The organism is Campylobacter concisus (genome assembly GCF_002913715.1).
Taxonomy (GTDB): Bacteria; Campylobacterota; Campylobacteria; order Campylobacterales; family Campylobacteraceae; genus Campylobacter_A; species Campylobacter_A concisus_AG.
In genome coordinates this window covers 72674-90484 of record NZ_PPCE01000010.1, presented here as the reverse complement: position 1 = coordinate 90484, position 17811 = coordinate 72674, and the positions used below count along the sequence as shown (strand labels likewise).

General features: G+C 37.3%; 18 protein-coding genes. 10 read left to right on the top strand and 8 right to left on the bottom strand.

Annotation, left to right across the window (positions count from 1 at the left end):
- Positions 1-211 precede the first annotated feature (211 nt).
- Entirely contained in the window at positions 212-1354 is a 1143-nt protein-coding gene (dnaJ, locus tag CYO92_RS08815) for a molecular chaperone DnaJ (protein ID WP_103588514.1), read from the bottom strand.
- A gap of 122 nt (positions 1355-1476) precedes the next feature.
- Here dnaJ and CYO92_RS08810 point away from each other — a divergent pair, with 122 nt between their 5' ends.
- The 10 genes from CYO92_RS08810 (at position 1477) to CYO92_RS08765 (ending at position 9873) form a co-directional block, all read left to right on the top strand.
- On the top strand, positions 1477-2148 hold the full coding sequence (locus CYO92_RS08810) for a response regulator transcription factor (protein ID WP_021091583.1): 672 nt from the start codon (positions 1477-1479) through the stop codon (positions 2146-2148).
- Positions 2145-3401 (top strand): ArsS family sensor histidine kinase, encoded by a 1257-nt coding sequence (locus CYO92_RS08805; protein ID WP_103588513.1) that lies wholly within the window; start codon positions 2145-2147, stop codon positions 3399-3401. The genes CYO92_RS08810 and CYO92_RS08805 overlap by 4 nt, the downstream gene beginning before the upstream one ends.
- Entirely contained in the window at positions 3398-3970 is a 573-nt protein-coding gene (gene recR, locus CYO92_RS08800; protein WP_021084943.1) for a recombination mediator RecR, read from the top strand. The genes CYO92_RS08805 and recR overlap by 4 nt, the downstream gene beginning before the upstream one ends.
- A gap of 85 nt (positions 3971-4055) precedes the next feature.
- Complete coding sequence (trpD, locus tag CYO92_RS08795) at positions 4056-5672, top strand: anthranilate phosphoribosyltransferase (protein WP_103588512.1); 1617 nt, start codon at positions 4056-4058, stop codon at positions 5670-5672.
- Positions 5659-6270, top strand: coding sequence for a phosphoribosylanthranilate isomerase (locus tag CYO92_RS08790; RefSeq protein ID WP_103588511.1), 612 nt, complete (start codon positions 5659-5661; stop codon positions 6268-6270). Before trpD ends, CYO92_RS08790 begins: the two co-directional genes overlap by 14 nt.
- Complete coding sequence (gene trpB, locus CYO92_RS08785; protein WP_085658073.1) at positions 6263-7444, top strand: tryptophan synthase subunit beta; 1182 nt, start codon at positions 6263-6265, stop codon at positions 7442-7444. Before CYO92_RS08790 ends, trpB begins: the two co-directional genes overlap by 8 nt.
- The gene (gene trpA, locus CYO92_RS08780) at positions 7437-8186 is read left to right on the top strand and encodes a tryptophan synthase subunit alpha (protein WP_103588510.1); all 750 of its coding nucleotides are present in this window, start codon (positions 7437-7439) and stop codon (positions 8184-8186) included. Before trpB ends, trpA begins: the two co-directional genes overlap by 8 nt.
- A gap of 78 nt (positions 8187-8264) precedes the next feature.
- Positions 8265-8684 (top strand): chemotaxis protein CheX, encoded by a 420-nt coding sequence (locus CYO92_RS08775; protein WP_103588509.1) that lies wholly within the window; start codon positions 8265-8267, stop codon positions 8682-8684.
- Complete coding sequence (fliN, locus tag CYO92_RS08770) at positions 8681-8998, top strand: flagellar motor switch protein FliN (protein ID WP_021091807.1); 318 nt, start codon at positions 8681-8683, stop codon at positions 8996-8998. The genes CYO92_RS08775 and fliN overlap by 4 nt, the downstream gene beginning before the upstream one ends.
- On the top strand, positions 8995-9873 hold the full coding sequence (locus CYO92_RS08765; RefSeq protein WP_103588508.1) for an excinuclease ABC subunit A: 879 nt from the start codon (positions 8995-8997) through the stop codon (positions 9871-9873). The genes fliN and CYO92_RS08765 overlap by 4 nt, the downstream gene beginning before the upstream one ends.
- A gap of 60 nt (positions 9874-9933) precedes the next feature.
- On the opposite strand, the gene CYO92_RS08760 is transcribed toward CYO92_RS08765, so the two are convergent.
- The 7 genes from CYO92_RS08760 to CYO92_RS08730 all read right to left on the bottom strand — a co-directional run bounded on the left by CYO92_RS08760 (position 9934) and on the right by CYO92_RS08730 (position 17761).
- Complete coding sequence (locus tag CYO92_RS08760; RefSeq protein WP_103588507.1) at positions 9934-11382, bottom strand: Ppx/GppA phosphatase family protein; 1449 nt, start codon at positions 11380-11382, stop codon at positions 9934-9936.
- A 2-nt stretch (positions 11383-11384) separates the two neighbouring features.
- Positions 11385-12602 carry a sensor histidine kinase gene (locus CYO92_RS08755; RefSeq protein WP_180997810.1) on the bottom strand — a complete coding sequence of 406 codons (1218 nt, stop codon included), beginning with the start codon at positions 12600-12602 and terminating at the stop codon, positions 11385-11387.
- A gap of 38 nt (positions 12603-12640) precedes the next feature.
- Positions 12641-13312, bottom strand: coding sequence for a homeostatic response regulator transcription factor HsrA (gene hsrA / locus CYO92_RS08750; RefSeq protein WP_021091657.1), 672 nt, complete (start codon positions 13310-13312; stop codon positions 12641-12643).
- A gap of 76 nt (positions 13313-13388) precedes the next feature.
- Positions 13389-13715 carry a dihydroneopterin aldolase gene (locus tag CYO92_RS08745; RefSeq protein WP_103588506.1) on the bottom strand — a complete coding sequence of 109 codons (327 nt, stop codon included), beginning with the start codon at positions 13713-13715 and terminating at the stop codon, positions 13389-13391.
- Positions 13712-14323, bottom strand: coding sequence for a glycerol-3-phosphate 1-O-acyltransferase PlsY (plsY, locus tag CYO92_RS08740; RefSeq protein WP_103588505.1), 612 nt, complete (start codon positions 14321-14323; stop codon positions 13712-13714). Before plsY ends, CYO92_RS08745 begins: the two co-directional genes overlap by 4 nt.
- A gap of 58 nt (positions 14324-14381) precedes the next feature.
- Complete coding sequence (locus tag CYO92_RS08735; RefSeq protein ID WP_103588504.1) at positions 14382-16670, bottom strand: helicase HerA domain-containing protein; 2289 nt, start codon at positions 16668-16670, stop codon at positions 14382-14384.
- Between the two features lie 8 nt (positions 16671-16678).
- Positions 16679-17761 carry a pilus assembly protein PilZ gene (locus CYO92_RS08730; RefSeq protein WP_103588503.1) on the bottom strand — a complete coding sequence of 361 codons (1083 nt, stop codon included), beginning with the start codon at positions 17759-17761 and terminating at the stop codon, positions 16679-16681.
- Positions 17762-17811 lie beyond the last annotated feature (50 nt).

The following is a 17811-nucleotide window of genomic DNA, read 5'->3' as shown; positions in this document are numbered from 1 at the left end:
CTTAATAAAAGAACAAAAAATATATGTTATTTTATTTCTGTAAATTTTAAAATCTTATCTCACTCGCCTTAGCAGACTACTAAATTTGGAGCCAAAATTCTCCACTCATGAAATTTTAAAATTTGTGTGAAATTTACTTGTAAAAATTAGGATATATAAAATTTATTTTGAAAGAATTTGTGACGTCAAATTTAACGTCACAAATTTAAATTTATTTTTTCTTTTTGCCTTTTGGCTCATCGCCTTTAAACCAGCTTTTTATCTTATCAAAGACGCTTTCATCAGTATTTGATTTGCCCGATTCTATACCAAAGCTAGCTTGAAGCTTATTTAAAAGCTCTTTTTGCTCATCGCTTAGTTTTTCAGGCGTTTGAATAGAAATTTGTGCTACGAGCCTACCTTTTTTACGCGAATTTACGCTTTTAATACCTTCATTTTCAAAGATAAATTGTTGCTTGTCTTTTGCTCCAACAGGTAGTTTTAGCTCAGTTTCTCCTCGAAGAGTTGGAATTTTTATACTTTCGCCAAGTATAGCTTGTGTGAAAAAGACAGGAATTTCTAGATAAACATCGTCGTTGTGACGTATGAAATGCTTGTCTTCTTTTACGTTTATGCTTACATAAAGATCGCCTTGAATGCCGTTTGTACCGATATTGCCTTTGCCAGCTACTCTCATTCTCATGCCGCTATCAACGCCTTCAGGGATAGTAATCTTTACAGTTTGTTGCTGGATTTTATAAGCTTTTGCATTGCAATCAGGGCATGGTTCGCTTATTACTTCACCGCTTCCGTGGCAATATGGGCACTCTTGGACGATATTCATAAAGCCATTTCCGCGTGTTATCCTGCCACTTCCGCCACAGTGCTGGCATGTCTTGCTCTTGCCATCTTTACTGCCAGTTGCATTGCATGTTGGGCAAGGCACTTTTTGATCAAATTTTATCTCTTTTTCACAACCAAAAATAGCTTCGTTAAACTCCAAATTTATAGGAATTTCAAGATCGGCTGAGTATTTTTCTGAGTATCTTTTTCTCTGTCTAGAACTGCTTGCAAAACCGCCACCAAAAAATGAGTCAAAAATATCTGAAAGATCAAAATCGGCACTAAATCCACCACCGCTGCCAAATCGACCCTCAAGGCCTTCTTTGCCGTATCTGTCGTAAATAGAGCGTTTTTGCTCGTCGCTTAAAACTTGATAAGCCTCATTTATCTGTTTAAATTTTAGTTCAGCCTCTTTGTCGCCAGAATTTCTATCTGGGTGATATTTTAAAGCAAGTCTTCTAAAGGCTTTTTTGATCTCATCTCCGCTTGCATTTCTTGAAATTTCAAGGATTTCGTAATAGTCAAATTCCACATTTTCCCTTGTTAATTAAGCTTATTTTAAATATGGGATTTTACCCAAAAAAGTTTAAATTTAAAAAAGAATTTACATTTTTGCCGTATAATCTCTACTATTTTTAATAAAAAGGATAATTCATGGTTAATGTTTTAATGATAGAAGACGATCCAGAATTTGCACAAATTTTATCTGAATATCTTGATAGTTTTAATATAAAAGTTACGAATTTTGAGGACCCTTATTTAGGGCTTAGTGCTGGGATAAAAAACTATGATTTGTTAATACTTGATCTTACTTTACCGGGCATTGATGGGCTTGAGGTTTGTAAAGAAATTCGCCAAAAATATGACATTCCTATCATCATAAGTTCAGCTAGAAGCGATATTAGTGACAAGGTTGTTGGACTTCAGCTTGGTGCTGATGATTATTTGCCAAAACCATACGATCCAAAAGAGATGTATGCTCGTATCACAAGTCTTATAAGAAGATATAAAAAGACAAATGAAGTACAAGAAGAGGTCGTTGATAGCGCATTTAGGATCGATGATAAACGCCACGAAATTTACTTTAATAATGAGCCATTAGCGCTTACTCCAGCTGAGTATGAAATTTTAACTTATCTCATTAAGCAACACAGCTTTTCAGTATCACGCGAACAGCTAGTTTATAACTGCAAAAGCCTAAAAGATAAAGATTCAAAGAGCTTAGATGTTATTATCGGACGCCTTAGATCAAAAATCGGTGATAGCTCAAAAGCCCCAAAACATATATTTTCAGTAAGAGGCATAGGATATAAGCTTATCGGATGAAATATTCCATAACTACGAAGATAACTATTATCTTTGCCATAGCTTTCTCGCTGATGTGCTTGCTCTTTGTAACTTTTGCAAACATTCAGCAAGAGAGCGCTTTAGAAAAACTAAAGGATAGACAAATAAGTGCGATGAACTATCTTGTCGCACTCTATGAACGCGGAAATCCCCCAAGAGATTTAGAACATTATTTTAAAAATTTTTACTTAGAGTATGTTGGAAATAAAAATTTAGCCACTTCAATAGCTACAAATGGAACTGTTGTTTTTACGCAGCACACACCTCTTGGAGTGGTGCAATCGGTTAATTACAAAGGTGATTTGTATTTGCTTATTAAAAACCCGTCTTTTCAGCTACTTCTTGAAAGTAACGACGCAAGACACGTAAATGATCCACTTTGGGTTGCTTTTTTGATAGTTTCAGCCCTTCTAATTTCACTTTATGTTTCTGTTCTTAGAAGTCTTTCACCACTTAGAAGGCTTAGTAAAGATATCAGAAAATTTGCCAGTGGAAATATGGAAATGGCGATGACGGCTAGGCTAAATGAAAATGAGCAAGATGAGATCGGACAGGTCGCGGTTGAGTTTGATAATGCCGTTTGCAAGATCAGAGAGCTCATCCGCTCAAGGCAGCTATTTTTACGTGCGATCATGCATGAGCTAAAGACTCCGATTGGCAAGGGCAGGATCGTCTCTGAAATGGTCGCAAATGAGACCCAAAAGATGAGGCTCATAAACGTTTTCGAGCGCCTTGAGATGCTGATAAATGAATTTAGCAAGGTCGAGCAGCTCCTTTCTAAAAGCTACGCACTAAACTATCAAGAGTGTCATTTTTCACTTATATTGGAGCAAGTGCAAGATATGCTAATGCTTGATAAATTTGAAGAGCGAGTGAGCTGTGATATCAGAGATGACGTTATTTTAAGAGTGGATTTTCAGCTTTTTAGTTTGGCGATTAAAAATTTGATAGACAATGCCCTAAAATACGCAGAGGATAAAAAGGCTATTTTGATTTGCGATAGCGAATTTATAGCGGTTAAAAATTTAGGCAAAAAGCTAAATCATCCGATTGATTACTACAAACAAGCCTTTGTGCGTGGCGACAAAGTGAGTGCAGGAAGTGGTATGGGGCTTGGACTTTATATCATCGAGCAAATTTGTCAGATGCAAAAATTTGAGCTAGTTTATGACTACGAAGACGGCTATCATGTATTTAAAATTTTACTTAGATCAAAGGCAAAGCGAGTATGAAAAGAGGCTTAGAAAAATTTAACGAACTAACTGAGTCTTTTGCAAAGCTCCCTGGTGTTGGTAAAAAATCAGCCGCAAGGTTTGCCTATTTTGTCTGCATGCAAGATAGCTTTGCAGGGCTAAGGCTCGCTCAAAATATCGAAGATGCGGTGAGATTTATCAAGCGCTGTGAGCGTTGTGGTGGGCTAAGCGAAAATGAAATTTGTGACATTTGCAGTGACGAGAGCAGGGACAGTGAGGTTATATTGCTGGTTGAGAGTCCAAAAGATATCTTAGTTTTTGAGCAAAATGGCATCTACAACGGCCTTTACTTCGTGCTTGACGAGATCGACGAGGATGCCATAGAGAGGCTGCGAAGTGCGATCACGCAAAATGGCTCAAAAGAGGTCGTTTTTGCCTTTACACCAGGGCTAAATTCTGATGCGCTCATGCTTTATGTCGAGGATAAGCTTGGCATGAGTGAAATTTCATTTAGCAAGATCGCCCAGGGCGTGCCAACTGGCGTAAATTTAGAAAACGTCGACATGCTTTCACTTTTAAAAGCCTACGAAAGCCGTACAAAAGCCTAATTAAACTTTCTTTTAGTTATAATTTTGCCTAAATTTATAGAAATTTAGCCAAGGCTCAGCCGCTGCTAAATTTAAAGGATATAGGTTGATTTTACTCATAGATAATTACGATAGTTTTGTTTTTAATGTTGAGCAATATGTAAAAGAGCTTACAGATGAAGAGGTTAGATGTGTTAGAAATGACAAGATCACGCTTGACGAGATCAAAAAACTAAACCCAAGCAAGATCATTTTAAGCCCAGGGCCAAAGCACCCAAAAGATAGCGGAGTTTGTTTAGAAATTCTAAAAGCCGACCTTGGCGTGCCGGTACTTGGAATTTGCCTTGGACATCAAGCTATAGGGCTTAGTTTTGGCGCAAAGATAAAAAGACTAGATGACCCACTTCACGGCAAGACCTCGTTTATTGACGTGAAAAACAAAGAGCCGCTTTTTGCAGGGCTACCAGAGCGCTTTGAGGTTATGCGCTACCACTCGCTTTATGTCGATGAGCTCCCAGCTAGCTTGAGTGCTGATGCGGTGAGCGATGATGGCGTAGTTATGGCACTTAGCGTAAAAGATAAGCCGATATTTGGTATCCAGTTTCACCCTGAGAGCTACTTTACGCAATACGGTAAAAAGATAGTTGAAAATTTTGTAAATTACAAAGCAAAAGATGAGGTTAAAGAGCCAAAAATTCGCTCACTTAAGCCATATCTTATCAAGCTTCAAGAGAGCATACCGCTTGATGATAGCGACTTTGAGCAAATTTGTGAGATAATAGCCAGTAAAGAATACGAGATCGTGCAGCTTTCAGCCCTTTTGGTGCTCATTAGCGAAAAGAGCCTCTATCCAAAAAGCCTCGCTGCGCTTGCGAAAAATATCCTAAAATACTCGCAAACCTACCGTGATGACACACCTATGATCGATCTTTGCGGCACTGGAGGCGATGGCTTTAAGACGATAAATATCTCAACCACGGTGGCATTTATCCTTGCAAGTCTTGGCATAAAGGTCGCAAAACACGGCAACAAGGCAGTTTCAAGCAAGTCAGGCAGCTCTGATGTGCTTGAAATTTTAGGTGTAAAAAGTGAAAAATCACTGGCAAAACAGCGCGAAAATTTAGCTAGTAAAAATTTAGCCTTTTTCCATGCACCATTTTTCCATCCGCTAGTGGGTGAGGTGAGAGAAGTGCGCCAAAGACTTGGCATAAGAACCGTATTTAACGTGCTTGGACCGCTTTTAAATCCAAATTTAAACCTTACAAATCAGCTAGTTGGCGTCTATCACAAACCAGTGCTAAAACTCTACGCCCAGACGCTTAAGATCCTTGGTAGAAAGCACGCTTTTGTCGTTCGCGGCGATGACGGACTAGATGAGATCACGCTTTGCAGTGAAACAAGCGTTGTGGAGCTAAAAAATGGCGAAATTTTTGAATATAGCATCACGCCAGAGCAGTTTGGCTTTAAAAGAGCGCTTCACAGCGATATCGAGGGCGGCACACCTGAAGAAAACGCCAAAACATTGATCCGCACGCTAAAAGGCGAGGAGCAGGGGGCGAAATTTGACATCGTGGTCTTTAATGCGATGTTTGCACTTTACGGGGCTGATGGCGCAAAGAGCCCAGACGAGGCAAAAAAAATGGTGCTTGAGGTGATAAATTCTGGCAGGGCGTATAAATTTTATGAAGAGTTTATAAAGGCTGGGGCTAATGGCGCTGGTTAAAATTTGTGGTATCAAAACGCTAGACGAGGCGAGTGCGGTTTGCGCTTTGGATGTTGATTTTATCGGGCTGATATTTGCCAAAAGCAAAAGAAAGGTCGAGCTAAATTTAGCCAGGCAGATAGTGAAATTTGCTCACAGCAATGGCAAAAAAGTAGTTGGCGTTTTTGCGGAGCAAAGTGAGTGCGAGATAATAGAAATTTGTCAGTTTGCTGGTCTTGACGTAGCTCAGATGCATGGAGTAGTGAGTGAAAATTTAGAGGCAAATTTAAAAGATATGGGGCTTGAGATTTGGCAGGTTTTTAGCGTGAAAGATAGCTTGCCAGAGGTTGATTTTAAGCATTTTGACATGGCGCTTTTTGACTGCAAGGGCGAAAATGCCGGTGGAAATGGCATTAGCTTTGATTGGAAAATTTTAAAAGAGGTTAAATTTAAATTTGGCATGGCTGGGGGCATAGGCGAGCACAACATCAAAGAGGCGCTGAAATTTAGGCCATATTTAGTCGATATCAACTCCAAAGTCGAGGACGAAAATGGCATAAAAGATGCGCAAAAGATAGAGAGAATTTTAAAGATCATAGGTGAGGTAGAAGATGAATAGTAAGGCGTATTTTGGAAAATTTGGCGGGCAGTTCGTGCCTGAGACGGTGATGTTTGCCCTTGATGAGCTAGAAAATGCTTATGAGAGCATCGCAAAGACAAAAGAGTTTAAAGATGAGCTTGATGATCTTTTGAAAAACTACGTTGGCAGGCCTAGTCCGCTCTTTTTTGCAAAGCGCCTAAGCGAGCACTACGGACATGAAATTTACCTAAAAAGAGAGGATCTAAACCACACGGGTGCGCACAAGATAAATAACGCCCTAGCTCAAGCACTGCTTGCTAAAAAAATGGGTAAAAAGAAAATTTTAGCTGAGACTGGAGCTGGTCAGCACGGTGTGGCAACAGCGACTGCAGCAGCACTTTTGGGCTTAGAGTGTGACGTATATATGGGCGCAACAGACGTGGCTAGACAGCAGCTAAATGCCTTTCGTATGCAGCTTCTTGGCGCAAAAGTGGTGAGCGTAGAAGACGGCTTAAAAACGCTAAAAGAGGCGACTACGGCGGCCATACAAGCGTGGGTAAATGAGATAGAGAGCGCATTTTACGTCATTGGCTCAGCCGTTGGTCCACACCCATATCCAAAGATCGTGCGTGACTTTCAAAGCGTGATCGGCACAGAGGCCAAAGCTCAGCTTGCAGATTACGGCAAAAAGGCCGACTACGTCATTGCCTGCGTTGGCGGCGGCAGCAATGCTATTGGCATTTTTAGTGCGTTTTTGGACGATGAGAGCGTAAATTTAGTAGGTATTGAGGCTGGCGGTCTTGGCATAGAGACACCTTATCATGCAGCTACGCTTAGCAAAGGCAAAACTGGCATCATCCACGGCATGAAAACGACGGTCTTGCAAGATGAGTACGGCATGATCTCGCCAGTTCACAGCATCTCAGCAGGCCTAGACTACCCAGGCATCGGCCCAGAGCACGCCCACCTAAACGACATCAAAAGGGTAAAATATGAAGCTGTAACTGACGATGAGTGCATAAATGCCTTGTATTTTCTAAGCAAAATGGAAGGCATCATCCCAGCCATCGAGAGCGCGCACGCACTGGCGTATCTGGAGAAGCTTTGCCCAAAACTTGATAAAAAAAGCGTCATCGTCGTAAACGTCTCAGGCAGGGGCGATAAGGATATAAACACAGTTATCGGCTACGAAAAAGGAAAAATTTATGGATAAGGTTAGAAGCGCATTTAACGGCAAAAAGGCAAACATCGGCTACATCGTGGCTGGATATCCAAGCTTAGAAAAAACGAAGGAATTTTTAGAAAATTTAGATGAGAGCACGCTAGATCTAGTTGAGATCGGCATCCCTTACTCTGACCCGCTAGCTGATGGCAAACTCATCGCGCAAGCTAGCTTTGAGACGGTGCAAAATGGCGTAAATACAGACGTTGTCTTTGATATGCTTGAGAGTTGCAAGGCAAAAGTGACAAAGCCACTTGTTTTTTTGGTTTATTACAACATCATCTTTGCTTATGGTGTTGATAAATTTCTAAAAAGATCAGTTGAGGCTGGAGTTAGCGGCTTTATCGTGCCGGATCTGCCTTGCGAGGAGTGCGAGGAATTTGCTCTAAAGTGCAAGGAGCTAAATTTAAGCCTGATACCACTTATCAGCGTCACATCTGGTAGTAGAGCGGATGGAATTTTAAAATTTGGCTCAGGATTTATCTACGCTCTTGGCGCGATCGGCGTTAGCGGTTCAAAAAGGGCTGATGAAGATAGGATAAAAAAATTGGTCCTAGAGCTTAAGAAAAAGAGCGATTTGCCAGTGGCTGTTGGCTTTGGTATAAAAAACAAAGATGATGTTAATGAAGTAAAAAAATATGCTGACGGAGCGATAATAGGTACGCAAATAGTTAAGCTTTGTGCCGAATTTAGCGGTGAAAAGCTAGTAAAAGAGATAGATAAACTCTTTTAAAATGCTTAATAAATTTATAGCTAATTTAGTAAAGCCAAAGTATAATTGAAAATGCATTTCAAGTCTTAAGGAAGAGATATGAGAAAAGTTATAGATGAAGCTACAAGCTATCTTTGCAAGGATACTTTAGGGCTGGATTTAGAGTTTGGCAAGAGTCTAGGTAAAGGATTTTACGGAGCTAGCATACCAGTCTATAAGGGCAAAAGCGAGTATCATTTTTACCTATTTTTTAAAAAAGATACTTTGAAAATTTTCATGAATGCCTTTTTTGGTCACGAAGATGTTGATGGTGGTGATCTAGACGATCTTTGTAAAGAGATAGCAAATCAGATCATTGGCAAAGCTAAAAATTTACTAAATGAAAAAGAGCCAAATGCTTATAAGCTTGGAACGCCTGAATTTTTAGGCGAAGTTGAAAATTTTGGTATCAAACTAAAAGAGAAATTTGTATATAAAATAAAAAATAGAACATTTCAAATAGGCTACAACATACAATGAACGACGAGAGTGCGATAGAGACGCTAGAGCAGCTAGGGCTTTTTAAGAGCTATGATGAGCTTATGGATATAAGCGTTGATTTTATAGCTGAGCTAGGAACTACTACGGTTAGCATAAATGAGCTTTTGAAATTTGAAGCTGGCTCTGTTATAGACCTTGAAAAGCCAGCTGGTGAGAGTGTGGAGCTATATATAAATAATAGAATTTTTGGAAAAGGCGAAGTAATGGTTTATGAGAAAAATTTAGCCATCAGGATAAATGAAATTTTGGATTCAAAGTCAGTTATTCAGTACTTCAAAAAAGAACTTTTATGAAATTTATACTATTTTTCTTACTTTTTGCAACTCAAATTTTAGCTTCAAATCTATTAACTTACAATATCTATGAACGTGCTGATAGGGTTGATATTATGCTTAGTTTTGATGCACCTTATGAAGGAAATATCTTTCAAAAGCGCGAAAAAGACACAACATCTTTGATATTAAATTCGCTAAATTACGATCAAAGTGCTAGTAAAGACATAAACTCAAAGATTATTCAAGAGCTTGAGATAGAGCCAAAGCAAAACTCGCTTGTCTTAAATTTGCGCTCAAATGATGCTATTATCGTAAATGCTTCAAAGACGACTGATAGTTTTGGACTCCGCATTCGTGTAACTCTAAAAAATGCAAAACCTCAAATACAAAATATGCCTCAAGCTAGTGCAAAAATAGAGGCCCCTAGCACTCCAAAGATAGATGAAGAGCCTATGCTGAATATAGACTCAAGGTATTTTATAGTCTTAAGTGTGCTTATTACGCTTCTTGTATTTTTATATGTATTTAAAAGATATATTACGTCAAAGAGTAATGATTTTAGCGGATTTAAAGCACCTAGAAATCAGTCTCAAAATGATACAAAATCAATGAACTGGCTACTTAAAAATCAAAATAGTAACGTCAATATAATATATGAAAAGTATCTTGATCGCACGAATAAGCTAATGCTATTAAGCTATGAAAATAGGCGTTATTTGGTGATAGTTGGTAGCTCAAATGTAATGCTTGATAGCTTTGGTGAAGACAAGATACAAAATGAGCAGGATTTTGCTATATTTTTTGAAGAGAACAAGAAAAAGCTAAGCTCATTTTTAGAAGAGCGAAAAAATAGTTTAAGTAACTATAAAGATAAAATGAGCGGAGAATTTTAGTAGTTTTAGCTAAAATTCTCATCCAATTTAAATTTTTAGCGTTAAAGCCAGTTTCAAAATTTATACAAACGAAATAGCAAAAATTTCAGGTTTTGTGATCTTTTTTATCTCTTCTTTTGCCATAGCAAATTCTTTTGCACCTTCTATTTTTAGCGTATGTCCACTAAATTCGAAGTTTAAATTTAGCCTTTCACAGGTTAGATCAAGTGCCTTTGCAAGTGAGAGTATAAAACTTAGCCATCTTATACACTCGGCTTTTGGAAGTAAATTTTTATATCGCTCAAATTCATATATATTTTTCTTTCCGTTTGTGCCAATTACTACTGCAATCAATGCTTTTTGTTCATGCGAAAAGCCATAATTTAAGGCATTTAAGACTATATAGGCTGAGTTTTTATGATCGCCATAAAAGCCAATCTCTTGACCTACATTGTGAAGTTTTGCAGCAACTAAAAGCACTTCAAGATAGTTATCGCTTAGACTATGAAGCTTTTTTAATACCATAAATATATCTTTTGCATATCTTGTGACCGATTTATTGCATGATAATATAAAACGATCTTGCAAACTTTTGATACTCGGATTAAAATTTTGTGGAAATTTAAGGCTAGGGCGTAAAAAATCTTTCAAGAACACCCCCTCTCTTACGCCAACCCCACTTGTTATAATATTTTTGGCATTCAGAGCTTTGGCGAGGGCCAAAAAGATATGTGCACCCTCTCTAATGGTGTCGTATCTATCTTTTTTTATAGGAAATTTATTTAGCTCAAGCACGCTAACGTTTGCGATGCTCTCGATGTAGGCTTGCTCGTCGCTAAACTTATAGCAAAAGCCATGCAGTGAAGAGAGTGGATATAAATTTTTGCTCATTATGGCAGATGATATCGCTCTAAGAGAGCCACCAATAGCGATTATATTTTGGCATTTAAATCGCTCATCTATCTGTTTTGTAACTTGTTCTAAAAATTTTGGCAATTTATTTAAGTTTTTTTTATCAAAAAAAAGCTCTTTTAACCTAACCGTACCAATATCAAGCGAGAGCGTATCTATTATTTTGCCTTTGCTTATTCTAGCAAGTTCAGTTGATCCGCCACCGATATCGATAGTGACGCATTCATCAATATTATGGAGTAAATTTTTGGCTGCGATAGCACCAAAAGTAGCCTCTTCTTTGCCGTCTATGACTTTTAAATTTATGCCAAGTTTTTTTCTTAAAAGAGAGATCAAAACATTTGCGTTTGGAGCATCCCTAAGCGCTGAAGTACCAACACATAAGACTTTATTGCATTTGTAGCTTTTTATGATATTTGAAAATTCGCTAAAGGCCTTTAGCGCTTTTTCCATTGAGCTTTCGGATATTTCATTGTTTGAGCCATATCCACCTTCGCCTAGACGCACTTTTGTTTTATATTCAGCTAGTATAAAAAACGCTAAGCGTGACGTTCTCTCAAATATCGCCATTCGCATAGAATTTGAGCCAAGGTCGATTACTGCGGTTCTTTTTGCCATTTTTATCCTTTTATATTTAAAACTAGGCTTGCGACTGCACCGCTTCTATCGTTTCTATTTTTAATATCTACTTCGCCACCAAGAGCCTGCGCTGCACCTTTAGCTAGGAATAACCCAAGCCCAGCACCACCTTTGTCGCCGTATCTTTTAAATGGAGCAAATAAATCTTTACTCTCATCTATACCTATTCCCTCGTCTATTACTTCGATGATAAATTTATTTTTTATGAGCTTAGAGCTAATCGTAATAGTGCTATTTTTTGGTGAAAATTTAATGGCATTTTGAACAAAATTTTGCACAATGTGTATTAGTAAGCTAGTTTGTATTTTTAGATTTAAAATTTCTGGTTTTAGGTCTAGTTTTATATTTTTTTCATCATTTTTCGCAAGTATCTCATAGTTTTTTGCAAGTTTTTTTAAAAATCCTATGACATCGGTATTTACTGGCTCTTCAAACTGAGCTCCCTCTTGGCGGCCGATCTCAAGCACAGAACTTATCATTGCGTTCATGCCGTTTATAGCTTCATTATTTGATTTTAGAGCCTCAATATATTTTTCACTCTCGCGTGGCTTTAAAAGCGTAACTTCATTTTTTGTTTTCATTACAGCCAACGGTGTTTTTAACTCATGTGCCACGCCTACAAAAAGTTCTTTTTGGTATAAGACAAATGTTTGGATGCGAGAGATTAGCCTATTTATGCTCTGTCCAAGTGGCAAAAACTCATCTGGTAGACTTTTTATATCGATCTCATGAAGAAATTTTTCGTCTAAATTTGTAAGCTTGTGACTCAAAATTTTTATAGGTATTAAAAGCATTCTTGATAAAAATAGTGCATAAAAAAGCACCAAAAGTATCGCTGATACATTTACGATTATAATATCTATAAAAATTTCTTCTACTATATGAGCTTGAAGTGTAGTATCTTTTTCTAGGCTTAAATAACTGTTTTCATCGAGTTTTGTTATTAAAATAGTCTTACTTTGATCCTTTGATTTTTGCGTTACGATATATGTTTCTTTATCTTGTGGTTCGTCTGTTTTTATCGTTGCTAGAGTTTTGTTTGGATTTTCTATCGTAAATGTTTTTGAATTTAAAGGATTGAAATTCTGAGGATTTTTTTTATAAGCTTCAGCTTGATAGTTTAGCTCATTAACTACACTTTGAAAAACGGTAACCCTTATATAGTGATAAAGCATTACCGAAATAACTACAATTAGCATCATAGCACCAGATGCTAATTGTAGTATAAATCTATTCCTTAGGCTTTTTTGGGAAAACAAAATCTATATCCGCGTCTTCTAACAGTTTCAATTGTTGAAATATTTAGTGGTTTATCCATTTTTTGGCGGATTTGGTTGATAGCGACTTCAATAACGTTTGGAGTTACAAGCTCCGGCTCTTCCCAGATAGCATCAAGCAGTTGCTCTTTAGATACGATCTGATCTGAGTGTCTTGCAAGATGAGTTAGTACCTCAAATGGCTTGCCTTTTAGCTCGATGTCGCGGCCAAGATATGTGATCTTCTCCTCATCTGGATTGATGATGAGCTCATCTATTTTTATAATATTTGTGCCGCCAAAGCGTAGTCTTGCTTCAAGCCTAGCTACTAAGATGTCAAAATCAAATGGCTTTTTGATATAGTCATCAGCACCAGCTCTAAGTGCTTTTATTTCGCTTTCTTTGTCATCTTTTGCAGAAAGAACTACAACTGAAGTGCGTGGAGATTTATGTTTGATGATGTTTATAAGATCTATGCCATCGCCATCTTGAAGCATCCAATCAGTCAAAACTAGATCGTAATTTCTAATGCCTATATAGTACTCAGCATCTTTAAAATTTTCAGAGCTATCAGTTTGATAGCCAAACTCCTGCAAGCCCTCAGCAATCGTCTTATTTAGCGTCACTTCATCTTCAACTATTAAAATACGCATTTTGCTTCCTTAAACTAAAATTTATGGGCGATTGTATCATAAATTAAGCAATATTTCAAGATAGTTTAATAAATTTTTAAAAAATAGTGTTTATTTTTGCTCCAACAACCGCATTTGGTAAAATTTCAGTTTTTAAAATTTCCATTTTAAGGCTAGTGAGTGAGCTAAATTTCTCTTTTAATGCTTTGCTGGTTTCTTCAAGCGACTCTTCAACGCTTTGGAACTGTCTTTCATTATAAAAATTTTTAACAAAGTCAATAATCAAAACATAATCAATAAAACTAGTTGAGCAAATTTCTAGATTCATTTGCACCTCTTGCTTAGTGACTCGCTCAAAATCAAGCATTCCGATGATCGTTTCAAATTTATAATCTTTAATGATCGTCGTCATCTCGCTTTTCATACGACTTTTTTCTCCTTACCGGATATTAAACGAACGATATTTGGTATGTGTTTATAAACCACCAAAAATGCGATGATTAGTATCGGAGCATGTGTATAAATTTCATCTAGCTCTGGGTGGATTATAAAGCTTGATGCAATCAGAGCTATCAACGCGCAAAGTGAAGCAAGAGAGCTAATTTTTAAAAATTTTCCGACCAAAAACCAAACGACAAGAGCGATTATGATCTCAACTGGTAAGAAAAATGCGATCACTCCAGCTCCAGTTGCGACTCCTTTGCCGCCTTGAAAGCTCAAAAATATAGAAAAACAATGTCCAGCCACGCTTAAAACCGCCATCGTCCAAAGTACGCTTTGGCTTGCACCAAGAGAAGAGGCGACCATGAGTGGTAAAACGCCTTTTAACACGTCACAAACTATCGTTAAAATGGCTAGTTTTTTGGCTAATTTTGGATCTTTTTGTTTTAAGACTCTTAAAACATTTGTCGCACCGATGCTCTTGCTACCTTCGTTTTTTATATCAACATGCCCAAAAATTTTTGCAAGAATGAGACCAGACGGAATGCTTCCAAGTAGATAACTAATGGCATAAAGTATTAAATTTTGCATATTTTACCTTTTAAATTTAACAGAAATGATAGTAAAAAAATACTAATTATTTTATAAATCATCTCCACAAAAGTACGACTTTTTCGTCATAGATATCGCTTTTCTTTGGTGAAATTTGTATTTCATTTATGGCGATATTTTTTATATCGTTTGCTTCTTTTAGCGTGTCGCTTTCTTTTTCAAATTTCTCTTCAAGTTCGCTAATGGCTAAATTTATGTCATTTACGCTTTGCTCGCTAAGCTTGACGTCACTTCGCTCTTTTAAGACTCTATTTGCGCTTCTTGCGCTTGATGCGATTTTGCCTGCATTTTGACGAGACAAAAGCTTGCTACCAAATATCGCTCCAAGTATGCTAGCGCCTATATTTATGGCAGCATCAAGCCCACTTGTGGTCATCTCTTTTTGCTCTTTATCAAGCTTTGCTAGAGCCTTGTTTAGCTTATCTTGTAAGCTTTTTCGCTCTTTTTCAAATTTTGCTGTGAGTTTTGCAGTTTGTTCTTCTAAAATTTCATTGCACCTATCTTGAAGCCTGATATAAAACTGCTCCTTTGTTTCATTGTTTTTTGAATAAATTCCCAATGCCTCAAAGGTATTAAATTTAAAATTTCTATACAGATACTCTTTAAAATCTTTTTGGATATTGTCAAAATTTTTAGCTTTTAAAATGAAATTTGGCACAGCTGCAAAGCTAGCACCACTTGGCTCATTTCCGCTTGCATCAACGTGCAAACCTTCGCTAGCCTCATCCCAGTTTGGCTCATTATCATTTTCATTTAGCTCATAAAGATAGCTTACTTCATAAACGCTATCGATACCTTTTTTGATGTCATAAATTCTCACCTTCGCACTTGCAAATAAATTTGGCGTGAGGCTTTTTGAGTTAGCATAAAGCTGCGTGATCTCATTTGAGATTATGGGCTTTATACTAAATTTCATCTCGCTTTTATCGATCCTTGTATCAGATAAATTTTCTTTTTGCTTTTTCATCAAATTTGAAATTTGTTCGCGGCTAAGTGGGCCTTTTAGATAGCTAAGTGCCCAGCGCGTGGAGATGACGTTTAGGCCGTCCTCATTTATATTTTTGAGTAAGAAATTTCTTTTGGCTAAATTTGATATGAGATTTTCAAGTGAAGCTTTATCTAAGCTTGAGCCTGCGATGCCACTTAATCCGTCTATAACGCGTGCTTTGTCCTGGGCTGTTTGGAGGCGGCCAATGAACCAAGTACCGATGTTGCTAAGGCCTTTGTAGTCAAGATCGACTGGGTTTTGCGTACTTAAGACACAGCCTAAACCAAATGCACGAGCTTGCTTTAAAAGTGTGAGCATAGGCGTTTTTGATGGTGGATTTGCATTTGGTGGGAAAAATCCAAAAATTTCATCCATATAAAGGATCGCTCTAAGTGAGCTAGTGCCCTCTGTGCCGCGCATCCACGCGATTATCTCGTTTAGTAAAAGGGTGACAAAAAACATCCTCTCAGCGTCATTTAGGTGTGAGATCGTAAAGATATTGCACTTTGCTTTGCCGTTTTCATCAAAAAGCATCTTTGAAATTTCAAGTCTAACACCCTGCGTCCAGCCCTTAAAGCTTGGACTTGCGATGAGTGCGTTTATCTTCATGGCAAGCTTTAGGCGCTCACTGCTTGGATAGAAGGTATCGACATCAAAAACGCCTATCTTTTTAAAAGGCGGATTTGCGATGAAATTTATGAGCTCTTCTATGCTGACATCTTTTTGCTCTTTAAATTTAGTATCAAATATGGTTGAGATGAGCAGCTGTTCTTTTGAGTTCATATCCTCGTAATTTATACCTACAAGAGATAATACCGAGGCTGCAAGCGAATTTATATAGTTGCTAAAAATTTCTTCGTCACTAATATTTGGGCAGGCAAAGTCACTAAGTAGCGCTACGCCTATACCAGCTGAGCTTTTTGGGGTGTAGATGTTAAAGCTAGCGCTCTCTTTTAAAATTTTTACTCGCTCAAGATCTTGAAAACTCGACTCTATGCCGTTTTTCCAAAGCTCGGCTTGAGCAGCGGCAAATTCCTCTACACTTTGACCTTTATTAGCTGCTTCTGCTTCATCTATGTATGGTAAAAAATCCTCCGGCCTCATCTGCGGAAAGGTGAGGGCCAAATTTGTGATATCGCCCTTTGGATCGATGATAATGGAAGGGATATTGTCTATGCAGGCCTCTTCTAAAAGCGTGATGCCAAGGCCTGTTTTGCCGCTACCAGTCATACCGATAATGGCTGCGTGAGTGGTTAAGTCCTTGTTTTTATAAAAAAATGGCTCTTTATCTTTTAGTCCGATGTAAAAAAGTTTTAAATTTTCTTGTATGGTTTTCACTAATTGCCTTATTCGTATAAATTTATACGTGAGCGAAGCTCGTCAAGCGTCTCTTTTATGCGCTTTTGCGTAAAATCTTTTATCGTTTCATCATCATCAATGAGTTTCATACAGTATCTAATGTAACCTTTATAGGTTATTTCAGTAACTAATTTTAGCCTTAAAGAAACTCTTTTTACCATTTTTTCAGACATCAAGAGATCAAAATTGACTTCTAATTCTTCGTTATCTTTAAAATTTGCAGATTGTGAACTTAATACACTTATGCCGCCTTCGGAAACATCATAAAGGCTACCTTCGATCTTGTCTTGTTTGCCTTTGATAATAGTTTTAGTAAAACGATTTGGTAAAATACGTTGGAATTTTCTTTTGTACGCATACATTGTTGTATTTAGCGAGAAATTTGAAAAAGTAACACTTTTATCTGTTATATTATAATTTATGATATCTGCACACAAAGGCTTTGAGAAAAAGCTATTTGGCAAAATAAAACCTTTGCCGTCTTGCTTCATAGCTAAAATTTGCATCATATCCACGCGAAAAACGACACTATCTTCTTTAATTTCTAAAATTTCAGCCTCATATTTTATATTTAGTCCATCATATAAATTTAAAAGCTCTGGCCTTACCTTGGCTTTTTTCATGCGAGTGAATGTATTGATCGGATCTTCATAAAAAAATGTTCCGGTTTCAATCATGTCTTTTACATTTGTTTCTTGCTGGTCTTTGGCACCACATAAAATTTCTTTGATTCTTGAAACGGCATTTACGAAATAACCTACGAAGGTGCTATTGTCGCAAGAGTGACTAAAATTTAAAGTCAAATTTAAAAGTAGGAAATTTATTAATTCGTCTCTTGCGTTTGATTTTGGTATTAGAATATTTAAATCATCTTGTAGCTGCGTAGCATTTGGCTTTTGAATAAGCAGTGTATCAAAGATGTTTTTAAGACAAATTTTTACCTGATCGTGCGGTACGATAAATGTTAGCTGTCTACAAAATTTGATACCATCGTCGATAAATTTATCTCTTAATTTAAGTATGCTATCTTCGCAATTTATTACAAGCTCTTGCCTGCCTTTAAAATCCATGTAGTCTCCGGAATGTTGTTGATTAAAGCCAAGGCTATGATATAAAAAGT

Coding starts and splice junctions, on each gene's coding strand:
- CYO92_RS08810 (WP_021091583.1), top strand. CDS start 1,477: ATGGTTAATGTTTTAATGATAGAAGACGATCCAGAATTTGCACAAATT.
- CYO92_RS08805 (WP_103588513.1), top strand. CDS start 2,145: ATGAAATATTCCATAACTACGAAGATAACTATTATCTTTGCCATAGCT.
- recR (WP_021084943.1), top strand. CDS start 3,398: ATGAAAAGAGGCTTAGAAAAATTTAACGAACTAACTGAGTCTTTTGCA.
- CYO92_RS08790 (WP_103588511.1), top strand. CDS start 5,659: ATGGCGCTGGTTAAAATTTGTGGTATCAAAACGCTAGACGAGGCGAGT.
- trpB (WP_085658073.1), top strand. CDS start 6,263: ATGAATAGTAAGGCGTATTTTGGAAAATTTGGCGGGCAGTTCGTGCCT.
- trpA (WP_103588510.1), top strand. CDS start 7,437: ATGGATAAGGTTAGAAGCGCATTTAACGGCAAAAAGGCAAACATCGGC.
- CYO92_RS08775 (WP_103588509.1), top strand. CDS start 8,265: ATGAGAAAAGTTATAGATGAAGCTACAAGCTATCTTTGCAAGGATACT.
- fliN (WP_021091807.1), top strand. CDS start 8,681: ATGAACGACGAGAGTGCGATAGAGACGCTAGAGCAGCTAGGGCTTTTT.
- CYO92_RS08765 (WP_103588508.1), top strand. CDS start 8,995: ATGAAATTTATACTATTTTTCTTACTTTTTGCAACTCAAATTTTAGCT.
- CYO92_RS08760 (WP_103588507.1), bottom strand. CDS start 11,382: ATGGCAAAAAGAACCGCAGTAATCGACCTTGGCTCAAATTCTATGCGA.
- CYO92_RS08755 (WP_180997810.1), bottom strand. CDS start 12,602: ATGCTAATTGTAGTTATTTCGGTAATGCTTTATCACTATATAAGGGTT.
- hsrA (WP_021091657.1), bottom strand. CDS start 13,312: ATGCGTATTTTAATAGTTGAAGATGAAGTGACGCTAAATAAGACGATT.
- CYO92_RS08745 (WP_103588506.1), bottom strand. CDS start 13,715: ATGAAAAGCGAGATGACGACGATCATTAAAGATTATAAATTTGAAACG.
- plsY (WP_103588505.1), bottom strand. CDS start 14,323: ATGCAAAATTTAATACTTTATGCCATTAGTTATCTACTTGGAAGCATT.
- CYO92_RS08730 (WP_103588503.1), bottom strand. CDS start 17,761: ATGGATTTTAAAGGCAGGCAAGAGCTTGTAATAAATTGCGAAGATAGC.